Below are 22,654 nucleotides of genomic sequence, written 5' to 3' on the forward strand. Positions count from 1 at the left end.
ATTGGCCAAGCAAGCGAAAATCTTACTTGTAGATGACGACGCCGATTTGTTGCGCCTTTTGTCGTTGCGGATGAAAAGCGCGGGTTACCAGATCAGTACCGCGGCCAATGGGCGGGAGGCCCTTTCGCAGCTGGCCGTCGAACATCCGGCCCTGGTCGTCACCGATCTGAAAATGGATGAAATGGATGGCATGGCGTTGCTCGATGCGATCCGCCGCGACTATCCCACTCTGCCGGTCATCATTCTAACGGCCCACGGCTCCATCCCCGATGCCTTGCTGGCCGCCAATCAAGGCGTTTTTGCTTTCTTGACCAAACCGTTTGATGGCAAAGAGCTCATGGCCGAGGTCGAACGCGCTTTTCAGTTGACCGCTGCCGCCCCTCAGGGAAAGCACGGCAAGGAAGCCGCAGGCTGGGAGCGTATCCTGACCCGCAGCGCCAAGATGCAGGCGTTGCTCGATCAGGCGCGCCTGGTGGCGGCTGCGGATGCCAGCGTTTTCATTCACGGTGCCAGCGGTACCGGTAAAGAGCTTCTGGCGCAAGCCATTCATCAGGCGAGTCCGCGTCGTGATCGCCCGTTTGTGGCCGTCAATTGCGGGGCATTTCCCGAGCAGCTCCTGGAATCCGAACTCTTTGGCCACAAAAAAGGCGCATTTACCGGGGCTGCCAGCAATCATGTGGGCCTGTTTCAGGCGGCGGATGGCGGCACCCTCTTTCTCGATGAAATCGGCGACATGCCTCTTGCCTTGCAGGTCAAGCTCCTGCGTGCCTTGCAGGAGCGGCAAATCCGTCCGGTTGGCGCCACGGAGACCATTCCGGTGGACGTCCGGGTGATTTCCGCCAGCCACCGCGACCTGGAGCGGGAAATGGCCGAGCGACGTTTCCGCGACGATCTGTATTATCGGCTCTGCGTGGTGACCCTGGAGCTGCCGGCGCTGGCCGAGCGCGCCGAGGATATCCCGCTGCTGGCAGAGCATTTCCTGCGCGAGGCGGCCACGCGCAACCGCAAAGACGTGCGGGGTATCGCGCCCGAGGCTATGGAGTTGTTGGTTACCGCCCCCTGGCCCGGAAACGTTCGCCAGCTGGCCAATGTCATCGAACAAGCGGTAGTGCTCTCGACCACACCGCGCATCGGTGCCCCCCTGATCCGCCATGCCCTGCGCGATCGTGACGGCGAAGTCGTCCCCCTGGCCGACGCCAAGGGCCGTTTCGAGATGAACTATCTGATTCAGCTCATGCGCATGACCCGTGGTAACGTCAGTCAGGCCGCACAGCTCGCGCAGCGCAATCGTACTGAATTCTATCGCTTGCTGCGCCGTTATCATCTCGACCCGGCGACCTTCAAAGAGGGCGAGGAAGAGAATCCGGAAACTTGAACAGGGAACCAGGAGAATAGTCCATGCCGATGGTAACTGTCCTTGCCTATGTGGAAGTGCTGATTGCTCTGCTGATCCTGGTGTTTTTGCTACTCACGTTTTTTTATTTGATTGCCCCGCAAGGGCTGGATATTTTTTTGCGGCGGCTTGGCGTGCGCCGGGGGATTGGCGCCCTGAGCGCGCGCAATGTCTTCGCGGCTCTCCGCCAACTCAGCATTCTGCTCTTCGTACTCGGGGTCATTACCCTGGCGATGATTGTCTTTCGCGCCTGGCCACAAGGCTGGCTGATTCCAGCCATCCAGGAACTGGTCATGGCAGTGGTGCTGTTTTTTGTTGGCCACTGGGGTGCCAAGGGTCAAAAAAAGCCATAGACCGCTATCTTCTCTCACTTTCCCAGAACGAGCGTGTCCAAGTGATGCCCGAGGGTTCCAGCACCCCAATCTTTGTAGAATCGGAACTGCAGCGCGCAGAGTTCTTCGCAGCGATCGAAGAAGCTTCGCACCAGGCATTTGCGGAGCTTTGTCGGGAGCCGGAGGTTGCGGCGTATGTTACCACTCTGGACAGTGCCACGCTGGAGCATATGCAGGCGGCACAGCACCGTCACTTCGCGTGCTTGTTACTGGAAGATGATCCCGTGGCACGTGCGGAGCTCAGTCGGAAAGTGGGCGCAGTTCACCATCGTTTGGGCCTGCCCGCCGACTGGTTGGTGATGGCCAGCGGACTGTTTTCGGCACAGCTGCGGCGCGCCCTCGCGGCCTTTGTACGGCCGCTGCCAGAGCTGGATCAGCGCATCAGTCAACGGCTGGCCAGCGACTTGGTCGTACAATTGCGCAGCATGCGACAGTTGGAATCGGACGAAGAGCAGATCATCGAAAGAATCGACATCCTCTTGCTTAGCGAGGCGGATGAGAAACAATTGCTGCAACGCATGATCAACAAGATCGTACTGTTGCCTGGGGTGGATGGTGCGTGGGTCGGTAAACCCCATGCGGGGGAACTGCAGCCTATCGCCGTTGCTGGTGCGCAGATGGCAAGCTATCTCGAGCAGGTGCATATCCGCGTCGACGCAGGACCGACCGCCCGCGGTCCCATGGGGCGGGCCTGGAACACCGGGCAGCTGGTGGCTGTCTCCGATCTGGAGACAGATCCTCTGTTTTTGCCATGGCGGGAGACCTTGCACAGCACGGGTGCCTGGCGCAGCGCCATTGCGTGTCCGGTGCAGGTCGCGGGCAATCTTGAGGCGTTATTTGGTGTATACAGCCGCACGCCAAGGTATTTTTCCGCACCCTCCCGCCGACGCACCCTGATGCGTCTCGCCCGCATGCTGGGAATTGCCCTTGAAAAACAGGACCAACGTGAACGTCTGGAACGCAGCAATCGACTGTACCAGGCCTTTCTGAGTCAGGGAGACATCTTCATGCGTTCCCGCTCCGCCGCCACGATTTTGCGTCAGACCTGTCGTCATCTGGTGGAAAATGGCCTGTTCAGCACTGCTTTTGTCGCGCAACCGGACAGCCATGGCTATTTCGTGCCGATCAGTGCCGCGGGCAGAAACAGCGACAAGCTGACTCGGGCGCGGGTGCATGTCGATCAGCGTGAGCCCGCGTCCCTCATCGCGACGGCCTGGCGAGAGAGAAGATTGCAATACCACAATCACTATCGTGAGGATCCGAAATATCAAAGCCTTGCCGGCCTGATCGCCGAATTTGGCTGGAATAGCCTGGCGATCATTCCCATCCAGCATCAGGATGATCTCTGGGCGCTGCTATGTGTAGCCAGTCCCCAGCAAGAGTATTTTGACCGTACGCTTTTGTCGGCCCTGGCACGTACGGCCAAGATCCTGGGTTTTGGCCTGGACGAATTGGCGTTGAAGAATCAGATTGAAGCGGAGCGAGAGGAGCAGAGCTGGCGCGCCAAGCACGATGCACTGACGGAACTCCCAAATCGTGCTGCATATCTGGCGGAGCTGCCGAAGGCCTTGGCGCGCACAGAGGAATTTCTGTTGGCAGTGTGTATGATGGATCTCGATGATTTCAAGCCAGTGAATGACCAGCACGGGCATGCGGCGGGAGATCTGGTCTTGCAGGTAGTGGCCCGGCGCCTGCGTGCCGCCGTCCGCGAGGGCGATCTGGTGGCACGCTTTGGCGGCGATGAATTTGCATTATTATTGGGAAAGCTGACTTCCATGGACGTGCTGGAGCGCGTCCTGGACCGGGTCCAGTGTGCAATCCGGGAAAAAATTGTCCTTGCCGACGGTAGCGAAGTGCAGATAGACAGTAGTTTTGGCGTTACCCTCTATCCTCTCGACGATGCGCCTGAGGAGATTCTGCTACGACATGCCGACCAGGCCCTTTATGCGGCGAAAAGTACGAAAGGCCAGCGCGCGAAAACTTTCTATCTCTATGATGCTATCGCCGATACAGTACTTCTCTCGGAGCCATCCACTGTTGCCCTGAGGAATGCCGATCAGTCTGACAAGCCGTCGGCTGCTGGCGCCTCATCGCGGAATTCCAGTGCCGCAGAGTTCAAGCAATAGCGCAGCCCGGTAGGTGCTGGCCCGTCGGTAAAGACGTGTCCCAAGTGACTGTCACAACGGGCGCAGCGAATTTCGGTGCGGATCATGCCATGACTCGTGTCGCGCCGCTCACGGATATGGTCGCCAGCGAACGGAGCAAAGAAGCTCGGCCAGCCGGTTCCTGAATCAAATTTTTCCCGGGAACGAAAGAGTGGCAGATGGCACAACGCGCAGACAAAGACACCCGGACGTTTCTCGTCCAACAATCCACCGCAAAATGGCGGTTCAGTACCGTGCTCAAAGAGGACGTGGCGCACTTCGGCCGAAAGGTGTCGGGCACGCAGCGCACGCTCTTCGGCGCTGATTGGGGTGAGATCATAACCTGCCGACGAACTCCTCATGCCTTCCTCCGATATTGCGGAAACAAGCTTGCCAAGGCCTGGATTTTGGGCTGCGCAACGGCGCAGATATAGGGTTGATCGGGGTTGCGGCGCGCATAGTCCTGGTGGTACTCCTCGGCCGGATAAAATGAGTCGAGGGCCTGCAGCTCGGTAACGATCGGCTGTCGAAAAAATCCTTCCTTTTCCAGCTGGGCGATATAGGCGCGAACCATGTCGGCCTGGGCATCGTTCAGAAAAAATATGGCGGAGCGATACTGGCGGCCGATGTCGTTGCCCTGGCGATCGCGCTGGGTGGGGTCGTGGGCCACCCCGAAAAACACCTGCAGTATTTGCCCGAATCGCAGCTGTTGTGGGTCATAGCGCAGCTCTACTGCTTCCGCGTGATCCGTGGCGCCACTGCAGACCGCACGGTAATTGGCGTCCTTCTCCTGCCCACCAGCGTAGCCAGAAAGCACAGACTGTACTCCAGCCAGTTCGCGATAGACCCCCTCCACGCACCAAAAACAGCCGCCAGCCAGAACGATTCTGGCTGGCACGTCTGCTTCTGGATCCTGCCACTCGGGAAGAGGGAGAACATTTGTTGGCATCCAAAGCTCCTGAGCAAAACTGCGCAATGGACGCACGATAGCCCTTCCTGGCTGGCTGCCGCAAGGGCGAGGGGGCTTGGTTACATCAAGACCGTGCCCAATGCCCTGCGATTACCGGCGGTTGACCCTACAGGGGTGGACAACGCATAATTCTTGGCCCCGGGGGTGTAGCTCAGTCGGTAGAGCAGCGGCCTTTTAAGCCGTGGGTCATGGGTTCGAATCCCATCGCTCCCACCATGTCAAATTTTGGTCTCTCCTGTCGCGTGCCTGCTCGTGCCAGCGCAAGTCCGACCATGGTTGGCAGCGAGCGACTCCGCGGCCTGGACTCGAATCCCTTGCAATGCGCAGGATATGCTCTAATCTCTACCATTGCGGGGTGATGTGTCTGCCAGCTAGGAGAACGAGGAGCGTTTCCTATTTTCGGCTTTCCGCCATCAGTATGGTGGGTGCAAAGGAAGTAGGAACAGATCACCCGATTAAGAGAATGGCGAACAACCTGGAGGATTGGATGGAGTTGTTAGAGTGTGCCCAGCAAGACTCGCAGTTACAGGCTTTCATTACAATCGCCGGGATTACTGCAGAGGATCTTTGCTTGTTGCAGCGGGCAGCACCCAAAATTGTTCCGATCGTTCCCGAGGTGGTGGATCTGTTGCAGGCCAATCTGTTGCAGCAGGAGCAAATTGCCGCCAAGCTCGGCCAGGCTTATGGTAACTACGCAGCGCACCTCGGCCAGTGGTTGACGAATCTTTTTTCGGGTCCGCACGATGCCGGCTTCCTGCGCCAACAAGAGGAGTTGGGCAAACAAAATGTACAACATAAAATCCCGCCCCTGTATAACGCCTTTATCATGAGCTTTTTGCGCGCGGCATTGCCGCATTCCTTTGGTAAGAATGCCATTGCCCGAGAGTTTCCGGACGGTGCGCTGACCGCGGCTACCCTTCGGCTTCTCGATTTGTGTCAATATCTTACGGATCGAGCGTATACTACCCGTCTACTGGAGGTTACCGGTATCTCAAAATCACTCCTTGATCGTTTGATGACCGCATGACGACTGTATGACTGAAGAATCAGATAAAAGCGCCGCAAACCTGGACTTGGTAGCCCGTCAGGCCATCCTGGATGCCAAAGGCAACGTGCAGGCCTACGAATTGTTGGCGCGGGAAGAGTATAGCCCAACCGAAGACCCGTTTCTGGCTTCGGCACAGGTTTTGGTAAAGGTGTTTTCGATCTACCAACTGGAGCAGCTTCTCGACGGGAAAAGAGCCTTTATCAATTTTACAAATAGTTTGTTTGATGAAAAAACGTTGGAATTGTTTCCCTGCGATCGCGTCGTTCCGGAGTTCACTATTACCGAAGCACCAAATCGCGAATTTTTGGGAAAAATACAGTACTTGAAGAAGGCTGGTTTTCGGATTTCCCTCGACAGGTTTTCTGGTAAAGCCTGGGAAGTTCCGCTGTTACCATGGATGAATTATGTAAAAATTGATGTGCACGAGATTGCTGCGGCGGATATGCAAAATTTACTGAAACTAGTCCGCGCACAGAAGTATGCTACCGGCATGCCGTTACTCATTGCTACCCGTGTAGAGACGCGGGAACAGGCGGCCAACTGTTTCGGCGCTGGTTTTGACTGGAGTCAGGGATACTTTTTCATGCGGCCGCAAGTCGTGTCCAATCCTCGTGTCGGCAACGATCAAAGAAATCTCTTTCAGCTATTGAATTTGCTCTCCGAGGACGGACCGATTAATGAGATTGAGGAGGGCTTTCGTCGCGATCCGGCCTTGTCGGTGCAACTGCTGCGCTATCTTAATTCTGCGGGCATGCGCCGTGGTCGCGAAATCGATAGTATCCGGCAAGCCTTGCTTGTCTTGGGTCGAGTTCCCCTGCAACGCTGGCTGACGCTGCTTATGTTCACCAGTCAGGGGCCACGCAAGCACTCCCTGCTGGCAATGGCCAGTAGCCGTGCGCGCCTTGCGGAATTGCTGCGCCAAGAGAGTACACATCTGGAGCAATCACCGGAGGCGTTGCACCGCTCATTTCTGGTGGGAATGTTGTCGCTGGTTGATGCCCTGTTCGACCAGCCGCTGATAGACATCCTGAAAGAACTGAAACTGCACCCCTCAATCACTACGGCATTGTTGGAGCGTGATGGTGAGGATGGTGTCCTGCTCCGGCTTCTCGAGAGTGTAGAGCGGGGAGATTACCGGGCGATACAACAGTGGGCGACCCAAGTGGGAGTTCCGGTGGAGAGCGTCAATCGCTTAGCCCTGGAGGCCATGGCCTGGACTGCGGCGCTGCCGCGTTAGAGAAAGTTCCAGGTCCTGATGATTCGCAGATTCTGTGGTGGCCGTTGCCAGGCTGGCGGCAGGGGGGGGAACGGCGCTGCGCTGATCAGGATTTCCCGTACCGCTTCGGCAAGGATCTGGTTGTTCTCGCCCTCTACTATCTCTATGCCCAGTAATTCCCCGGAAGGTGAGATCGTCACGGCGACCACGATCTTGCCAGTGGGGAGTTTTTCTCGGGTGAGCTGGGCTTTGGCCATATCGACGATATGTTTTTGCCAGAGTAGGAGATAGTCGGCGAGTTCCCGTTGTTTGAGTGTCGTTGGCGGGGTCTCGGCCCGTTCCTGGCTGCTGGGTAGCCCTGGTCCTTGTGCCAGACTCGGGATATCGCTGGCCGGATGGAGCTGGTGGCGTTGCGGCAGGGGGGCCAGGGTGATTTCTACCCGTGAATCATGCGCTCGCTGCGCATTCTGGATGGTTTGCTGTGCGGGCATGAGAGCTGCCCAAAACAGCAGGAGGAGAGATCCGATGACCGCAGTAGCGGCAAGCAGCCAGGGGAAGAGTTGATCGAGATCGTCTGCCTTGGGTACGAATAGTCGAGCCAAGTACAGCATCGTACTTATGGAAATCACCCGAAGCCAGAACCATGGCAAGGCCAGTGATTCTCGGATCCGGGATCGACGGCGACGGGAAGCGGCTGGATTTACCGGAGCCAGTCACAAACCTCCACGGCCGAATAGGTGATGATACCGTCGGCGCCCGCACGTTTGATGGCAAGCAGGGACTCCAACACCGAATTTTGTAGATCTAGGTAACCGGCCTGGGCCGCAGCGCGCAACATGCTGTATTCCCCCGACACCTGATAGGCGAAGACGGGAAAGTCGCAACGTTCCCGTACATCGTGGATGAGGTCCAGATAGGCCATAGCCGGTTTGACCATGACCATGTCGGCCCCTTCTTCCAGGTCCAGGTCCAGTTCGCGAAAGGCTTCGCGACGATTGGCCGGGTCCATCTGATAGGCGCGGCGATCCCCAAAACTGGGGGCGCTGTCGGCCGCATCGCGAAACGGTCCATAAAAAGCGCTAGCATACTTGATGGCGTAGGAGAGAACCGCTACGTTTTCGTGCCGTGCTGCATCCAGCGCCTCGCGAATGGCCAGTACCATACCATCCACCATCCCCGAAGGGGCGATGACATCTACCCCCGCCTCGGCGTAGGAGAGAGCTTGCTGCTGCAGATTTTCCAGGGTGGCATTGTCGTCGCGATCACCGTGCGCATCGAGCACGCCGCAGTGGCCGTGATCGGTGTATTCGCAAAAGCAGGCATCGGCAATCACCAGAAGATTCGGGAAGCGTTCCTTGATGGTGCGGCTGGCGCGCTGTACCAGTCCCTCACTCGCCCACGAGGCGCTGCCCACGGCGTCCTTGGCCGGGGCATCCAACACGCCAAACAGCAGTACCCCTGGAATGCCACGATCCACGGCATCGCCACAGAGGCGTAACGCCGAGTCGATACTGTGGCGAAACACTCCAGGCATGCTGGCGATTTCGCTGCGAATCGCCTCGCCCTCTACGAGAAAGATTGGTAACAGAAAGTCGCTGGGATGCAGATGGGTCTCGCGCAACAGGGCGCGCATGGCTGCCTGGCGACGCAGGCGGCGGGGCTGATGGCGCAAGGAATGGAGTTTCATGCGCTTTCCTCCTGTTGGCTCGCCCAATCCTCCAAGGCGGCGATCAAGCCGGCATTGCTTGCCTCCGGTGCCACCCAAGGAGCGGGTAGGCCCTTGCTGGTGATAGCTTCTGCCGTCAGCGGGCTGATGGCGATGATGGGGGTCTTTTTCAGCCAGCGCTGCCCAAGCCCCCCGACCATCTGGTAAAAATTGTGAAAAATTTCTGGGCTGGTGACGGTGACCGCATTGAGCTCGCCCCGCGCCCAGGCATGCAGCAGTGGCGTTGGGTTCGCCCCGGGAACGACGCGGCGGTAGCAGAAAATCTTCTCTACCATGGCGCCCCGCTCTTCGAGGGTCTGCTCGATGAGCTCGCGCCCCTGGTCGCCGGCAAAGAGGGCGAAGCGTTGACTAGTCACCGTCTGCCACTCCGGGTTTTCCAACAGGCCTTCCGAGCCTGCGCGCTTGGGTGCCAGGGCTACCTCGATGCCAAACTCGGCAATGGCTTTGGCACTCTCTCGGCCGATGGCGGCAACCTGGACCGATGCCGGCCACGCATGTTGCCCGCGACTCTGCCATCGACTCAAGGCAAAATGCACGGCATTGCGGCTGGTAAACACGGCCCAATCAAATGAATCGAGTTGGTCCAGGGCCGCATCCAGGGAATGCCAGGTCGCAGGCGCATCGATCTGTAACGCCGGGAAGGCGATGGCGCGTGCGCCCAGGCGTTGCAGCTCCGCGATCAGTTCGGTGGACTGTTCCTTCGGCCGGGTGACGACGATACCTTTGTTTTGCAGGATAACGCTCATGCTGGTTGCAACTCCTTGATGATCTTTCCCGCCCCTTGCTGCAGAAGGTCCTCTGCAACCCGCTCGCCCAAGGCGACAGGGTCGCTGCCGGCTGCCTCTGCGCGCAATACCGTCTCGCCGTCCGGGCTCGCCACGCGGCCTTCGAGTTTCAGCATACCTTCTTCCCAACGAGCGAGGGCGGCTACCGGTAGACGGCAGTCGCCGCCCAGGGTGCGATTCATGGCCCGTTCCGCGCGGACACAAAGACTGGTTTCCAGATGGGCAAGGGGCAGTACCAAGGACCGCGTTTTTTCGTCATCGGCGCGGATCTCGATGCCAATCGCCCCTTGACCTACCGCTGGCAAGGAATCTTCCACCGCAAAGAAGCTGCGGATCCGTTCCTCCATCCCCAAGCGCTTGAGTCCGGCCGCTGCAAGAATGATCGCGTCATAGTCGCCGCGGTCGAGCTTGGCCAGGCGGGTGGCGACATTGCCACGCAAGTCATCGAGTTGCAGGTCGGGTCGCCGGTGCAGTAGCTGCGCCCGCCGCCGCAGGCTGGAGCTTCCCACCCGCGCGCCTTTGGGCAGCGCCATTTCATTCTCGTACTGCGCGGCGACAAAGGCGTCGCGCACATCTTCCCGCTCCAGGATCACGGCCAGCTCTAGACCCTCGGGCTGCAGCGCGGGTACATCTTTCATGGAATGGACGGCGAGATCGACCTCGCCTGCGAGTAGCGCACTCTCGATTTCTTTGACGAATAGGCCCTTGCCTCCCAATTGATGCAAGGGGGCTGCCAGCTCGCGGTCGCCAGTCGTGGTCATTGGTACGAGGTCCACGGAGAGGAAAGGATCCCGTGTCAGCAAGGCCTCGCGCACGTGCTCTGCTTGCCAGAGTGCGAGGGGGCTGGCGCGAGTGCCGATACGCAATGGGTCCATGCCAAATTTCGTCGATTGCCGGAGAATGTTCTTCACCATAGCAGTGCCACTACTCCTGTCAAGCAGTTGTGGATGAATGATTGCTGAATTTCCAGTGCCTGCGATACAATCCCTATTATTCCTTTGGAGAAGAAACCATGCAGCTTCGCAGTGTCGTCGTCGTGTTCGGCCTCTCTTTTTTGGCGCTGTCTGGTTGCGCGCGCAATGTCGGCAGTGGTGCCCCCACCGCAGTCACGCCCGTGGCGCCGGTGAGCTCGGTCGCTACCAATGGCTACAATGGCCAGGGCGTCGGCTCTCAGGACCTCAACACCAACGGTCCCATTGGCGGTAGTAACCGCGGCCTGACGGCGGCGGAATTGGCGGCATTGCCCAGCCATCTGCGTGTTCACTTTCCTTTCGACAGCGACAGTATGGATGCCAACGGCCAGGCCATTGCTGCCGAAAACGCCCAGTTCATGATGAATCATGCCCACGTACAGGTGCGCCTGGAAGGCAACACCGATGATCGGGGCACGCAGGAATACAATCTGGCCCTGGGCGAACGGCGTGCGGAAACTGTCAAGCGCTATCTGGAGTCTCAGGGAGTAAGCGCTGCCCGTATCAGTACGGTCAGCTTTGGCAAGGACAACCCTCTCTGCAGCCAGAATGATCAGGCATGCTGGGCGCGCAATCGGCGCGTCGACTTTGTGTACAGCGGGGGGTACAACGGCTGATCTGGAGGTCGTTTTCGATGAAGGGTAAGTGGACTGCAGTTGTGGTTGCTGGGCTCCTGGCTGTTAGTTCTCCGGCCTGGGCAGAATCCCAGGGGCAGCAGATTCTGCAGCTGCAACAGCAGGTGGCGGTGATGCAGGGCGAAATCCAAAGCCTCATCGCGGTGCAAAAGGCTAGCCGGGGCAGTCAGTCTGCCCTCGGTGATCTACTCAATCGCTCGCAGCAGATGCAACAGGAAATCCGTGAGCTGCGCGGCGAGCTCGAAAGCAAAACCCACGCCCTTTCTGCTGCACAACAGGAAATCGATACCAAGCTGGCGGCGCTGTCTGCTGCTGTCGCGAGCAGCGGTGCTGCCACGGCGGTCACCGCCAGCAGTTCGAGTGTCGCGGTGCTGAATCAGGCGCCAAGCAGTGCCATTGCTGCCGAGGCCAGCAGCGCGGCCAGTTCGCCCGTGCAGGGGTTGGGGCAAGCGGATTATCAGCGTGCCTTTGATCTATTGCGCTCGGGGAAATATGGAACGGCAGCCACTGCACTGCAGGACTTCATCCATAAATATCCGCAAAGCAGCCTCGTCGTAGATGCCTATTACTGGCTCGGGCAGGCGCAGTATGTACTCGGACAGAATGACGCCGCCATCAAGAGCCTCAGCGCCGCTGCCCAGCATACGCAGAGTAGCAAAGCGCCAGATGCACTCTTGCGCATGGGTCAGATCTACCAGGCCATCGGACAGCCGGCCAAGGCGAGAGCCACCTTCAACCGGATTCTGAAGCAGTTCCCCAACACCCCGGCGGCGCAAAAGGCACAAACCCAGCTACAGGCCAGCGGCCAGTAGCTATGGCGCGGCTGCGCATCACGGAAATTTTTCATAGCCTGCAGGGGGAAACCAGTGCCATGGGTCGTCCGGCGACCTTCGTTCGCCTTACGGGCTGCCCGCTGCGCTGCCAATACTGTGACAGTGCCTACGCCTTTCACGGGGGCGAATGGATGGAGCTCGAAGAGATCCTCGCCCGGGTAGAGGAGCGTACAGACCAACTGGTTGTGGTGACTGGGGGTGAACCCCTTGCCCAAGCCGGGGTGCATGATCTGCTTCAGAGCCTCTGTAACGCTAATCGTGAGGTCTATCTCGAAACCAGCGGCGCCCTTTCCGTGCGCGACGTCGATCCACGGGTGGTCAAGATTCTTGATATCAAGACCCTGGGCTCCGGGGAGAGCGAAAAAAATCATTGGCAGAATCTGCAGTACCTGAGTGCCCGCGATCAGGTAAAGTTCGTTCTGTGTGACCGCAAGGATTACGAATGGGCACGCGACGTTGTGCGCGAACATCCCTTGCCGGTTGCGGAGTGGCTCTTCTCTCCCAGTTATGGCGAGCTGGATCTGCGCGAGCTGGCCGAGTGGATACTGGCGGATCAATTGCCAGTCCGTTTGCAGGTGCAACTGCACAAATGGATTTGGGGCGACATCCCGGGTCACTAATGGAGGGGGCATGACGGCTAACGAAGCGATTCTGTTGCTTTCCGGGGGCCTCGACTCGGCTACCGTGGCAGGTCTTTTGCGGCGCGATGGTCGTGTCCTCCACGCCTTGTCTTTCGACTACGGGCAGCGTCATCAAAACGAACTGGATTACGCTCGTGCCGTGGCTCAGGCCGTGGGGGTGGCCAGTCATCGGATTCTCAAGATCGACCTGGGAGGGTTGGGCGGTTCGGCCCTCACCGATGCAGCCCTGGCGGTTCCGGAGACCGGCGTTGGCGATGGGATTCCGATCACCTACGTGCCGGCGCGTAACACCGTATTCCTCTCTTATGCCTTGGCCTTGGCGGAAGTGCTGGAGGTTACGGATATCTATGTCGGGGTCAATAGTCAGGACTACAGTGGCTATCCTGATTGCCGACCTGCCTTTATCGATGCCTTCAATCATCTTGCGACGGTGGCGACCAAGCTTGGCGTGGAAGGCGCAGCGCCACAGATACACGCACCCTTGCAGCAGTTGCGCAAGGCAGAGATCATCGCGCCGGACTCGATGTTGGCGTCGACTACAGTCTCACCCGTTCCTGCTATCAGCTGGATTCTGCGGGACGCTCCTGCGGCCGTTGTGATGCCTGTCGCCTGCGCCTGGCGGCCTTTGCCGAACTCGGCATTGCCGATCCGGCCCCGTATCGCTAAAAGTGCAGCTCAGCAATCGCCAGGGCTAGCAGCGCCAGTCCAAGAAGCACGAAAATCCCTCCAGTCCACTGTTGTAGACGTTTTTTCGCGATGGGGCCGCGTAACCACCGGGCAAGACGCGCGCCTGCAGCGGAGTAGACGATATACCAACTGAATTCAATGACGGCAAAGCTGAGAATCAACTCGGCAAATTGCAGCTGCAGATTATCCTGGTAGCGCATGAATTGCGGCACCAGAGCTAGGGTAAAAAGGATGGCCTTGGGATTGCTCATGGCTACCAGAAACCCGGTGCGATACAGGACGCCCGGTGAGTGTCTACCGGTTTCTGGCTCTGCGTCAGTCCCTTGCGGTTCTGCTGATGCGCTGCCGCCTGCCTGTCGCCAGGCCGAGATGCCGAGATAGAGCAAATACAGGGCTCCAATGACGCGCACGAGGGTAAAGAGCCGAGGCCAGCTTTGCAGAAACAGGCCAAGGCCGCCTACGGAAACCAGCATCATCAACAGCAATGCAGAAAAGCAGCCAAACATGGTAGCGACCGAACGCCTCAGGCCGTGTATTGCACCATGGGTCATCAGCAGGAGCATGTTGGGTCCTGGGATTCCGGAAATGACCAGGACCGTCAGTACATAGAGAAGCCAAAGATGCAGGCTCATCGGCGTCGCGGAACCAAGACGGAGAGTGTCTGCCGCTTTCCCTCTTTCTTAGTGTGACCAGGCCGGCTGGCTATCCTCCCCCGCGCCGTGCAAGATCGCCAGGGTACGACCGTCGACGCTGGCCTCGGCCAAAACCTTGCGGCCGCCGCGGTGGGTACCGTAGATCACCATTTCGCCATTGTCGGCAAAACTTGGGTGATCACAGTTGCCTTGGGCATCGAGAACCTTCAGATCGCCGCCCGCGGCATTCATCACTGCCAGGGCATAGACGCCATCGGTACGATGGATGAAGGCGATGCGTTGCCCATTGGGGGAAAAGGCCGGGCTAGCATTGTAGTTGCCGCTGTAGCTAATGCGGTGTTGGCCGCCGCCCTGGGCGTTCATGACAAAGATCTGCGGACCACCGTCTCGGTCCGACACGAAGGCGATTTGCCCCCCACTGGGAGACCAGCTGGGGGAGGTATTGATGCTGCCACCGTGGGTCAATTGTTGCCGCTGCCCAGTACGCAGATTGACGCTGAAGATGTTGGTTTCGCCGCCTTCCGAGCGCGCATAGGCGAGTTCTTCTCCGTTGGGCGAAAAACTGGGCGCACTGACGATCTGGCCTCCCGGGGCAATGGCCTGACGCGTGCCCGTGGCGAGGTTCTGCACGAAGATGGTGGCCCGCGAATTCACATACGTTACGTAGGCCAGCCGTTGGCTGTCTGGAGACCAGACCGGGGAGAGCAGAGGCATGCGCCCCTGCACCACCACGTGCGGATTCCAGCCGTCCGATTCCGCCACAATCAGCGAATACTCGGCCCCTACCTGACGCACGTAAGCGATGCGGCTGGCAAAGGGGCCGGGTTTGCCGGTGAACGCCTGATAGATCACGTCGGCTACGTGGTGCGCGGTCATATGCAATTCTGCCGGCGAGCAGGTGAAGCGTTTGGCGGCGAGTTCCTGGCCGGTGGCCACATTGTAGACATAGACGGTGACCGTATAACCTGCGGCGCTTTTTTCCACCGCACCGACGGCGAGACCCGTGGCGCCGATGCCGGTCCAGGCACTGGACTGCACCGCACCCGGTGCCTGTGGGTCACTCGGATAGCTGGCTGGGCTGAGAACCCGGAACAGGCCGCTATGACTAAGATCGGCCCGCACCACGTCGGCCACTGTCGGTTGTCCCGCAATGCCAGGGCCGAACGAGGGAATGGCAATCGGCAAGGCTGTGGAGACGCTCTTGGTCACCTGGACGGTCAGGGCCGCCTCGCTGGGCAAAACGAAAGCGAGGGCCAATAGTCCCAGAAGAAATACGATGACGCTCTTACGCATGGTTGAGATCCTCGGCGTTGAATCGGATGACGACGCTTTTGTAGGCGCTATAGGGTAGACCAATGGGAGGAACAAAAGGTGCCGCAGCTTCGACTGCGCGAATTACTGCCTGATCAAAGGCGGGATTGCCGCTGCCGCTGACTACGCGTGGCTGACCGATAATCGCTCCCGTTGGCGTCAGCTCGATCGCCACCTCGCATTTCAGCGATGCGGCAAAGGTGGTATCCCAGGCGCGGTATACCCGACGCTGTATTTTCTGTCCAAAGAGCGCCGCCAGGCGTTGATCCTCAGCGGCCTGCTGTGCCCGCGCTGCCGCCAGATTGGCCTCGGCCTGTGCCTTGGCCTGTGCCTCCAATTGTTGTTGCAGGGCCTTGGCCCGTGCTGCCTGGGCGGCCTTGGCCGCTTCCTCGGCCATTTGCTTCTTCCGCGCCGCGGCTCTGGCTGCTGCTGCCTTTTCTGCTGCAGCCTTCTCGGCAGCCTCTTTGGCGGCCCGTTCTTCTGCTGCCTTTTGCGCTGCGGCTTTGGCCGCCGCACGTTCGGCCGCCTTTTGCGCCGCAGCTTTCTCCGCTGCGGCTTTTTGTTCGGCGGCCCGTCGGGCAGCTAGCTCCTCCGCGTGTTTTTCCGCAGCCGCCCGCTCCGCCGCGAGCTGGGCGGCAGCTTCCCGTGCCTGCTTTTCGACTTGGGTGGGCGAGGGCTTCGCAGGCTTCGGCGCTGGCTTGGGCTCTGGCTCCGGCTTAGGTCTCGGGATCGGCGCTGGGGCAGGTTTTGGTGCCGGCTGTGGCACTGGCCTGGGGGCCGGTGCGGGGACGGGTGCAGGCTTTGCCGCTGGAGCGGGAGCCGGGCTTGGCAGGGTGCTCTCCAGCGTCGCCTGCATGGCGGCGTGCCCAGCAGCCGGGATATTGACGTGGAAGGTCCAGAACAATGCCACTAGGACCGCCACATTGAGGATGACGGCCAGCAGTAGCGGCAGGATGCGGGGTTGTTCGTTCAATGCCGTTCCGGTCGGGTAAGCAGGCCCACGTGGGAAATGCCTGCCTGCTGCAGGGCCGCCATGACTGCCATCACCTTGCCGTAGTCCGCATGGGCATCGCCACCGACCAGCACCTGTAACTGCGCCGGATTACCAGCCCCGATCTTTTCTATGGAGTTCGCGAGGTTTTGTAGTTGCGGGCTCAGATGTTGATCCTTGTACTGGAGGTCGAGCTTGCCATCCTTGGCTACCGAGATGACGATAGGCGGGATTTTGTCCGGCACGGGTTTGCTCACGCCCTTGGGCAGATTGACGTTGACACCCTGGGTCAAGAGTGGCGCGGAGAGCATGAAAATCACCAGCAGCACCAACGATACGTCGATGTAGGGCACGACGTTCATCTCGGCGAGCAAACGACGGCGCTTACGGCTTCTCATACTTTGCTCTCAGGCAATTGGCGATGCAGGATGTTGGTGAACTCATCCATGAAGACTTCATAATGGGCATCAAGTTCATCGAGGCGATGGACAAAGCGGTTATAGAAAAAAGTAGCCGGGATGGCGGCAAACAGACCCGCGAGGGTCGCGATCAGCGCCTCGGCGACGGGTGGTGCCACCGCTGCCAGAGTTGCCTGTTGTGCCATACCGATGTTCATGAAGGTGGTCATGATGCCCCAGACCGTGCCGAGGAGGCCCACGAAGGGGGCTACGGAAGAAATCGAAGCAAGCAGGGGAAGATTGCTCTCCAGCTGGCCAATCTCGCGGATCTGGGCGCCGCGCATGGCGCGCCGCGCGGCATCCAGGGCATCGCCAGCGTGCCCCTTGCGCTGTCGCTGAAATTCTTCATAGCCTGCGCAGAAGATGCTTCCGGCGCCCATTTCCAACTGCGGATTGTTACTCACATTCTGGTAGATCTGTGCCATTTCACCGCCACTCCAGAAGCGTTTTTCAAAGCGTTTCAGAGCCCGATGTGCGCTGGAGAACACCATCCCTTTTTGAAAGATGACGAACCACGATACAACGGATGCGATCAGCAACAAGAGCAGGATACCCTGCACGACCGGACTGGCATGCAGGATCAGGTGGCTGAGGGATAGATGTTGGGCTGGGGCAGTGGTGTCCATGGGGTCTCGTGTTCAGGGCTGGTCAGGGAAGAAGGCACGCAGCACGTGCCTGGGTATGGGGGTGGGGCGAAAATCAGCAGCCGTCAGACAGGCAACCTCGACCTCGCCGTGGCAAAGCAGCATCCCGGCATGCGCAACCTGCTGGGTAAAGCGCATGCGCAGGGGACGGACTTCGTCAATTTGGGTCTCGATGTCCAGCAACTGATTGAACCGGGCCGGAGCGCGGAAGTCGAGGCGCGCGCGGCGCACCGCAAAAATCACGCCATCGTCTCGCTCCAATTGGTCCAACTCGAGGCCCCTCTCGCGTAACATTTCCGTGCGGGCGCGCTCCATAAAGCGCAAATAATTGGCATGATACACCACGCCGCCGTGATCCGTATCTTCATAATATACGCGCACGGCGAAGTGACCTTGTGGCGTAGCGCTAGCCCGCATCGAAGAGACTCCCGGACTGCCCGGATTCCGGTCGTGGCAGCCCCAGGGCAAGGTAGCTCTGCGCCGTTGCGCAGCGGCCACGGGGCGTGCGGATGAGGTAGCCGGACTGGATAAGAAAGGGCTCGAGTACATCTTCGATGGTGCCCCGATCCTCGCCCAGCGCTGCGGCCAGGCTCTCCACCCCCACCGGTCCACCGCCAAAGCGCTCGATGATGATGCCGAGCAGGCGACGATCCTGGGGATCAAAGCCGTGCTCATCCACTTCCATCAGCTCTAGGGCGGCGCGGGCGGTGGCATGGTAGATCGTGCCATTGCCGCGTACCTGGGCATAGTCGCGTACCCGGCGCAGCAAGCGGTTCGCGATCCGTGGGGTACCGCGGGCACGCGCGGCGATTTCACGCACGCCTTCCGGGGCCGCAGGTACCTGCAGAATCCCCGCCGAACGTGCGACGATGCGACTCAGCTCCTCGACGCTGTAAAACTCCAAATGAAAACTGATGCCAAAGCGATCGCGCAGCGGCGAAGACAGGAGCCCGGCACGGGTGGTAGCGCCGATCAAGGTGAAAGGCGGCAAGCCGATCTTGATGGAGCGGGCCGCCGGACCTTCGCCAATTAGGATATCCAGTTCAAAATCCTCAAGCGCCGGGTAGAGGATTTCTTCCACTACCGGGCTGAGGCGATGGATCTCATCGACAAAGAGCACATCATGGGGTTGCAGATTGGTGAGGATGGCGGCCAGATCGCCGGCCTTGTCGAGAATCGGGCCAGAGGTCACCTTGAGGCCAGCGCCCATTTCCTGGGCAATGATGTGCGCCAGGGTCGTCTTGCCGAGTCCCGGGGGACCAAAGAGCAGGACGTGGTCCAGTGCCTCCTGTCGTTGCCGCGCCGCGTCGATGAACAATGACAGAGATTCGCGCAGGCGTTCCTGCCCCAGATACTCCTGCAGCAACCGTGGGCGCAGGGCGTGATCGACCTTGTCGCCAGATTGCTCGGTAGCACTCAAGTGGTCTCGGTTCATGGCGCTGGGAGTACTCATGGTCGACAAAGTTCCCGTTAACGACGCGCAAGAATTTGTAAAGATTGACGAATCAGTTCTTCGACGGGGAGCTCTCCCGACATCCCATCGACTACCCGTTGCGCCTCGATGGCCTTGTAACCCAGGCTCTGCAAGGCAGCGATAGCCTCCTGCTTGGGATCACTGGTCAGCGTGCCGGGCTGCAAAGGGGTGCCGCCAGCAGTGATCTTATCCTGCAACTCGATGATCATGCGCTCCGCCGTTTTGGCCCCAATGCCGGGAATGGCCGTGAGCCGTCTTTTGTCGCCCAGGAGCAATGCCTCGCGCAACTGTCCCACTTCCAGTCCCGCCAGGCAGGCGAGGGCTACCTTGCCGCCAATGCCATTGACCTTGATCAGCAGACGAAAGAGTTCGCGCTCGTCGAGAGTCAGAAAGCCATAGAGTAGTTGGGCATCTTCACGCACGACAAAATGCGTAAAGACCTGCAACGGACTCCCCTCGGCGGGGAGTCGGTAGAAGCAGGAAAGCGGCATCTCGATTTCGTAGCCCACGCCGGAGACGTCGAGCCACAGCCAGGGTGGGCGGCGCTGCAGGATCTTGCCGTGCAGGCTGGTGATCATCGCCCGATGATCTCCCGGGACTGCCAGAACTGTTGCGTGCCGGCGCTGTGGGCGTGGCAGATGGCACAGGCCAGGGCATCGGCAGCGTCGGCCTGGATCGCCTCGTGCACGCCGAGGAGACGCCGCACCATGTGCTCCACCTGCGTCTTGTCGGCATGGCCGCCACCAACGGTCGCCTTTTTGATCTGCAGCGCCGTGTATTCACAGACCGGTAAATCATGCTCCAAGAGGGCGACCAGCGCCGCGCCGCGCGCCTGCCCAAGCTTTAGCGCAGAATCGGCATTGCGCGCGAGAAAGACCTGTTCTACGGCAGCGCTTTGCGGCGCGAAATCTCGTAGTACCTGCCGCAGTCCTCGATGGATGGCGGCAATGCGTTCTAGAAACGGCCGCCCGCTTACGTTGACGCAGCCGTGGGTGATATGGCGCAGACGTCCTGCGCAATCAGCCTCGATGATGCCGTAGCCAGTGCGCAGGGAGCCGGGATCAATGCCGATGATACGTTGCATGGTTGCTGGCGTTTGTTCCGTCGCTCACCGCATCCTCAGGATGCCGCTGCCTCCAGCCGTGCCATCTCTTCTTCACTCAGTTCATAATTGGCGTAGACGTTCTGCACGTCGTCATTTTCTTCCAGAAACTCGATCAGGCGCAGGAGCTTTTCCGCATCCTCGCCGCTGACTTCAATGGTGTTTTCGGGGATCATGGTGATTTCGCTATCTTCGGGTTGTAGACCGGCGTCTGTCAGTGACTGGGTCACTGCGTGCAGGTCGGTGGCCGCGGTGTATACGGCGATCCGTTCTCCCTCGTTGACCACATCCTCTGCCCCGGACTCCAGGGCTGCCTCCAGAATACGGTCTTCATCGGCATCGGCAGGGAAGGTGATCAAGCCCAGCTTTTTGAATTGATAGGCTACCGAACCCGCGTTGCCCATATTGCCGCCGCGCTTGGAAAAGATGTGGCGAATCTCGGCTACCGTGCGCACCTTGTTGTCGGTCATGGTCTCCACCAGGATGGCGACGCCACCGGGGCCGTAGCCCTCATAGGTGACCTCCTCGTAGTCCACGCCCTCCAGCTCTCCGGTGCCCCGCTTGACGGCGCGCTCCACGGTATCCTTGGCCATATTGGCCGCATAGGCCTTGTCGAGGGCGAGACGCAGCCGAGAGTTGCTGCCCGGGTCACCGCCACCGGCGCGCGCCGCCACGGTAATTTCGCGAATGAGGCGAGTAAAGATCTTGCCTCGTTTAGCGTCTTTGAGTGCCTTCTTGAATTTGATGGTGGACCATTTGCTATGACCGGACATACCCAACTCCTAAACCTTCACAACTCGCTGATAGCGCGCATGATAGCCCAAATACCACGCAAACGTCATGCCAGGGTGGTGATGGCGCTGCGCGTCGCACCGAGGATCTCGCCGGCATCGGCATCCGGATGAAAATGCAGGGGAACTCCGTAGCGCAGCACGGGATGCTGGCGCCGCAGCCAGGTCTGCCAATCGGAGGAATGCTGACGCACCCCCAGGACGCGGGCGGGGACGACCGGCGCCGCGCTCTCACGTACCAGCCAGGCCAGGCCCTTTTCCATCCCTTCCCGGGCAATGCCGCCTTCGGGAAAAATGCCGAGAACCCGCCCGGCCTGCAATAGCCGACGCGCCTGCAGCAGCGCGCGCAGGTCGCGACCATCGCGGCGCACTGGGATGCACGCGCTCAGGTCCAGCCACGGGCGCAGCCAGCGGAGATCGTAGTATTCCTGTGCCACCAGAAAGGAAATCAGGCGCTGATTGCTGGCGATAAGAAGCAGGGGGTCAAGCACCGAAAGGTGATTGCAGGCGATGATGGCGGCGCCGGACACCGGAACCGTGCTGGCGTCCCAATAGCCCCCTTGGTACTGTCGTGCGTAGCAGAGGATTCCCCGATGTACGGCACGTTGTGAAAATGTCCAGTCGCTGCTCTGATCGGCGGCAGCCGCCGGCATCGTCGCGCTCAGGACTGCTCCAGCATGCGTTGCAGGGCGACGCGTGCCTCTGCGGCGGTCTGTTCGGCTACGCGAATGACATTGCGCTCGCGACCGGCGACCAATTCCTCCAGCGTCAGCGCCAACTGCTCCGGGTCGATGCGAAACATGGTCGAGCACATGCAGACCATGGGCGACATGAATTCCACTGTCTTCCCCTCGGGGCGCACCTCTTCCGCCAGACGGGTGACGAGGTTGATTTCCGTACCCACCAGCCACTCGCTGCCGGGTTCCGCGGCCTTCACGGTTTTCAGGATGAAATCCGTGGAGCCGACGGCATCGGCCATGGAACAGACCTCAAAGGCGGCCTCCGGGTGGGCGATGACCTTGCCCTGGGGGTGTGCGGCGCGCCAGCGTTCGATATGAATGGGCTGGAACATCTGATGTACTGAGCAGTGCCCTTTCCAGAGCAGGATATTCGCCTGGCGAATCTCCTCGGGAGAGAGCCCTCCCAGAGGCAGCGCGGGATCCCAGACCGGCATCTTTCGCAAGGGAATGCCCAATTGATGTCCACTCCAGCGCCCCAGATGCTGATCGGGGAAAAAAAAGGCCTTGGGACGCTGGTGGAAGCCCCAGTCCAGGATCTTGCAAGCATTGGATGAGGTGCAGACCGTGCCACCATGGCGCCCACAGAAGGCCTTGATTTCGGCGCTGGAATTGACATAGGTGACGGGGGTGATCTCCGCATCGGGATCAAGCACGGTGCGCAGTTCCTCCCAGGCGCGCTCCACCTGCTCGATACTTGCCATGTCGGCCATGGCACAGCCCGCCTGTAGGTCGGGCAGGATGCTTTTCTGCTCGGGGCGGCTGAGAATGTCCGCCACCTCAGCCATGAAATGGACCCCGCAAAACACAATATATTCGGCATCCAGCTCGGCGGCTGCCCGCGATAGTTGCAGGGAATCGCCATGAAAGTCGGCATGGCGATATACTTCCTCGCGCTGGTAGTGGTGCCCGAGGATGACGGCACGCTTGCCCAGCGCCGCCTTGGCGACGCGAATTCGGGTATCGACCTCCGCCGCTTCGTTGCGTCCGCGAAATTGCACCGTGTCGACCGTCATTGCCACCCCCGTCCGATCATCCGCACTAACACTACC

26 protein-coding genes, 1 tRNA gene and 1 pseudogene are annotated in these 22,654 nt (G+C 59.8%); 10 read left to right on the top strand and 18 right to left on the bottom strand.

Annotated elements, in window-relative coordinates; translation table 11 throughout:
• Position 1: 1 nt before the first annotated feature.
• From AC2VNM_RS05425 to AC2VNM_RS05435, 3 genes are read left to right on the top strand one after another with little or no spacing between them, the layout of a single operon-like run.
• The gene (locus AC2VNM_RS05425) at positions 2–1,375 is read left to right on the top strand and encodes a sigma 54-interacting transcriptional regulator (protein ID WP_483165248.1); all 1,374 of its coding nucleotides are present in this window, start codon (positions 2–4) and stop codon (positions 1,373–1,375) included.
• Positions 1,376–1,398: 23 nt separating this feature from the next.
• Positions 1,399–1,746 (top strand): hypothetical protein, encoded by a 348-nt coding sequence (locus AC2VNM_RS05430; RefSeq protein ID WP_483165249.1) that lies wholly within the window; start codon positions 1,399–1,401, stop codon positions 1,744–1,746.
• 44 nt (positions 1,747–1,790) lie between these two features.
• Positions 1,791–3,911 carry a diguanylate cyclase domain-containing protein gene (locus AC2VNM_RS05435; RefSeq protein ID WP_483165250.1) on the top strand — a complete coding sequence of 707 codons (2,121 nt, stop codon included), beginning with the start codon at positions 1,791–1,793 and terminating at the stop codon, positions 3,909–3,911.
• Here AC2VNM_RS05435 and msrB read toward each other — a convergent pair.
• Positions 3,842–4,291: a peptide-methionine (R)-S-oxide reductase MsrB gene (gene msrB, locus AC2VNM_RS05440; RefSeq protein WP_483165251.1), complete on the bottom strand. Its 450-nt coding sequence runs from the start codon at positions 4,289–4,291 to the stop codon at positions 3,842–3,844. The two genes, AC2VNM_RS05435 and msrB, sit on opposite strands and share 70 nt — an antisense overlap.
• Positions 4,288–4,878 carry a peptide-methionine (S)-S-oxide reductase MsrA gene (msrA, locus tag AC2VNM_RS05445; protein ID WP_483165252.1) on the bottom strand — a complete coding sequence of 197 codons (591 nt, stop codon included), beginning with the start codon at positions 4,876–4,878 and terminating at the stop codon, positions 4,288–4,290. Before msrA ends, msrB begins: the two co-directional genes overlap by 4 nt.
• Before the next feature lie 161 nt (positions 4,879–5,039).
• On the opposite strand from msrA, the gene AC2VNM_RS05450 reads away from it, so the two are divergent.
• The 3 genes from AC2VNM_RS05450 to AC2VNM_RS05460 all read left to right on the top strand — a co-directional run bounded on the left by AC2VNM_RS05450 (position 5,040) and on the right by AC2VNM_RS05460 (position 7,184).
• Positions 5,040–5,115 (top strand) — tRNA-Lys (locus AC2VNM_RS05450).
• 271 nt (positions 5,116–5,386) lie between these two features.
• Positions 5,387–5,926, top strand: coding sequence for a protoglobin domain-containing protein (locus AC2VNM_RS05455; RefSeq protein ID WP_483165253.1), 540 nt, complete (start codon positions 5,387–5,389; stop codon positions 5,924–5,926).
• An 85-nt stretch (positions 5,927–6,011) separates the two neighbouring features.
• Complete coding sequence (locus AC2VNM_RS05460; protein ID WP_486913006.1) at positions 6,012–7,184, top strand: EAL and HDOD domain-containing protein; 1,173 nt, start codon at positions 6,012–6,014, stop codon at positions 7,182–7,184.
• On the opposite strand, the gene AC2VNM_RS05465 is transcribed toward AC2VNM_RS05460, so the two are convergent.
• The 4 genes from AC2VNM_RS05465 to hemC all read right to left on the bottom strand — a co-directional run bounded on the left by AC2VNM_RS05465 (position 7,181) and on the right by hemC (position 10,549).
• Complete coding sequence (locus tag AC2VNM_RS05465) at positions 7,181–7,774, bottom strand: energy transducer TonB (RefSeq protein ID WP_483167192.1); 594 nt, start codon at positions 7,772–7,774, stop codon at positions 7,181–7,183. The two genes, AC2VNM_RS05460 and AC2VNM_RS05465, sit on opposite strands and share 4 nt — an antisense overlap.
• Before the next feature lie 89 nt (positions 7,775–7,863).
• Positions 7,864–8,850 (bottom strand): porphobilinogen synthase, encoded by a 987-nt coding sequence (gene hemB, locus AC2VNM_RS05470; protein ID WP_483165256.1) that lies wholly within the window; start codon positions 8,848–8,850, stop codon positions 7,864–7,866.
• Positions 8,847–9,635 (bottom strand): uroporphyrinogen-III synthase, encoded by a 789-nt coding sequence (locus tag AC2VNM_RS05475; RefSeq protein ID WP_483165257.1) that lies wholly within the window; start codon positions 9,633–9,635, stop codon positions 8,847–8,849. Before AC2VNM_RS05475 ends, hemB begins: the two co-directional genes overlap by 4 nt.
• Complete coding sequence (gene hemC, locus AC2VNM_RS05480; protein WP_483165282.1) at positions 9,632–10,549, bottom strand: hydroxymethylbilane synthase; 918 nt, start codon at positions 10,547–10,549, stop codon at positions 9,632–9,634. Before hemC ends, AC2VNM_RS05475 begins: the two co-directional genes overlap by 4 nt.
• A gap of 137 nt (positions 10,550–10,686) precedes the next feature.
• Between hemC and pal the strand changes: the two genes are divergently transcribed.
• The 4 genes and pseudogenes from pal to queC all read left to right on the top strand — a co-directional run bounded on the left by pal (position 10,687) and on the right by queC (position 13,420).
• Positions 10,687–11,262 (top strand): peptidoglycan-associated lipoprotein Pal, encoded by a 576-nt coding sequence (gene pal, locus AC2VNM_RS05485; protein ID WP_483165258.1) that lies wholly within the window; start codon positions 10,687–10,689, stop codon positions 11,260–11,262.
• A 17-nt stretch (positions 11,263–11,279) separates the two neighbouring features.
• Positions 11,280–12,092: a tol-pal system protein YbgF gene (gene ybgF, locus AC2VNM_RS05490; protein WP_486913007.1), complete on the top strand. Its 813-nt coding sequence runs from the start codon at positions 11,280–11,282 to the stop codon at positions 12,090–12,092.
• A gap of 2 nt (positions 12,093–12,094) precedes the next feature.
• Positions 12,095–12,733, top strand: a complete 639-nt coding sequence (queE, locus tag AC2VNM_RS05495; RefSeq protein WP_486913008.1) for a 7-carboxy-7-deazaguanine synthase QueE — start codon at positions 12,095–12,097, stop codon at positions 12,731–12,733.
• Positions 12,734–12,743: 10 nt separating this feature from the next.
• Positions 12,744–13,420, top strand: a pseudogene (gene queC / locus AC2VNM_RS05500) (7-cyano-7-deazaguanine synthase QueC).
• Here the strand turns inward: queC and AC2VNM_RS05505 are convergent.
• The 12 genes from AC2VNM_RS05505 to nadA form a co-directional block, all read right to left on the bottom strand.
• Positions 13,417–14,073 (bottom strand): LysE family translocator, encoded by a 657-nt coding sequence (locus tag AC2VNM_RS05505; RefSeq protein ID WP_486913009.1) that lies wholly within the window; start codon positions 14,071–14,073, stop codon positions 13,417–13,419. The pseudogene queC and the gene AC2VNM_RS05505 sit on opposite strands and share 4 nt — an antisense overlap.
• Before the next feature lie 48 nt (positions 14,074–14,121).
• The gene (tolB, locus tag AC2VNM_RS05510; protein ID WP_486913011.1) at positions 14,122–15,387 is read right to left on the bottom strand and encodes a Tol-Pal system beta propeller repeat protein TolB; all 1,266 of its coding nucleotides are present in this window, start codon (positions 15,385–15,387) and stop codon (positions 14,122–14,124) included.
• A complete protein-coding gene (tolA, locus tag AC2VNM_RS05515) occupies positions 15,380–16,378 on the bottom strand; it encodes a cell envelope integrity protein TolA (RefSeq protein ID WP_486913012.1) in 999 nt (332 codons plus the stop codon). Before tolA ends, tolB begins: the two co-directional genes overlap by 8 nt.
• Complete coding sequence (tolR, locus tag AC2VNM_RS05520) at positions 16,375–16,794, bottom strand: protein TolR (RefSeq protein ID WP_483165265.1); 420 nt, start codon at positions 16,792–16,794, stop codon at positions 16,375–16,377. Before tolR ends, tolA begins: the two co-directional genes overlap by 4 nt.
• Entirely contained in the window at positions 16,791–17,480 is a 690-nt protein-coding gene (gene tolQ, locus AC2VNM_RS05525) for a protein TolQ (RefSeq protein WP_215872692.1), read from the bottom strand. The genes tolR and tolQ overlap by 4 nt, the downstream gene beginning before the upstream one ends.
• Before the next feature lie 12 nt (positions 17,481–17,492).
• A complete protein-coding gene (gene ybgC / locus AC2VNM_RS05530; protein WP_483165266.1) occupies positions 17,493–17,915 on the bottom strand; it encodes a tol-pal system-associated acyl-CoA thioesterase in 423 nt (140 codons plus the stop codon).
• Entirely contained in the window at positions 17,905–18,951 is a 1,047-nt protein-coding gene (gene ruvB, locus AC2VNM_RS05535) for a Holliday junction branch migration DNA helicase RuvB (protein WP_483190091.1), read from the bottom strand. The genes ybgC and ruvB overlap by 11 nt, the downstream gene beginning before the upstream one ends.
• 17 nt (positions 18,952–18,968) lie before the next feature.
• The gene (ruvA, locus tag AC2VNM_RS05540; protein ID WP_483190092.1) at positions 18,969–19,550 is read right to left on the bottom strand and encodes a Holliday junction branch migration protein RuvA; all 582 of its coding nucleotides are present in this window, start codon (positions 19,548–19,550) and stop codon (positions 18,969–18,971) included.
• Positions 19,547–20,056 carry a crossover junction endodeoxyribonuclease RuvC gene (gene ruvC / locus AC2VNM_RS05545; protein ID WP_483165269.1) on the bottom strand — a complete coding sequence of 170 codons (510 nt, stop codon included), beginning with the start codon at positions 20,054–20,056 and terminating at the stop codon, positions 19,547–19,549. Before ruvC ends, ruvA begins: the two co-directional genes overlap by 4 nt.
• A gap of 35 nt (positions 20,057–20,091) precedes the next feature.
• The gene (locus AC2VNM_RS05550) at positions 20,092–20,847 is read right to left on the bottom strand and encodes a YebC/PmpR family DNA-binding transcriptional regulator (RefSeq protein WP_486913014.1); all 756 of its coding nucleotides are present in this window, start codon (positions 20,845–20,847) and stop codon (positions 20,092–20,094) included.
• 65 nt (positions 20,848–20,912) lie between these two features.
• Positions 20,913–21,518, bottom strand: a complete 606-nt coding sequence (locus AC2VNM_RS05555; RefSeq protein ID WP_483165271.1) for a lysophospholipid acyltransferase family protein — start codon at positions 21,516–21,518, stop codon at positions 20,913–20,915.
• Positions 21,519–21,526: 8 nt separating this feature from the next.
• Positions 21,527–22,618, bottom strand: coding sequence for a quinolinate synthase NadA (gene nadA / locus AC2VNM_RS05560; protein WP_483190094.1), 1,092 nt, complete (start codon positions 22,616–22,618; stop codon positions 21,527–21,529).
• Between the last annotated feature and the right edge of the window lie 36 nt (positions 22,619–22,654).

It is taken from the genome of Acidithiobacillus sp. TH-A67, from assembly GCF_057473545.1.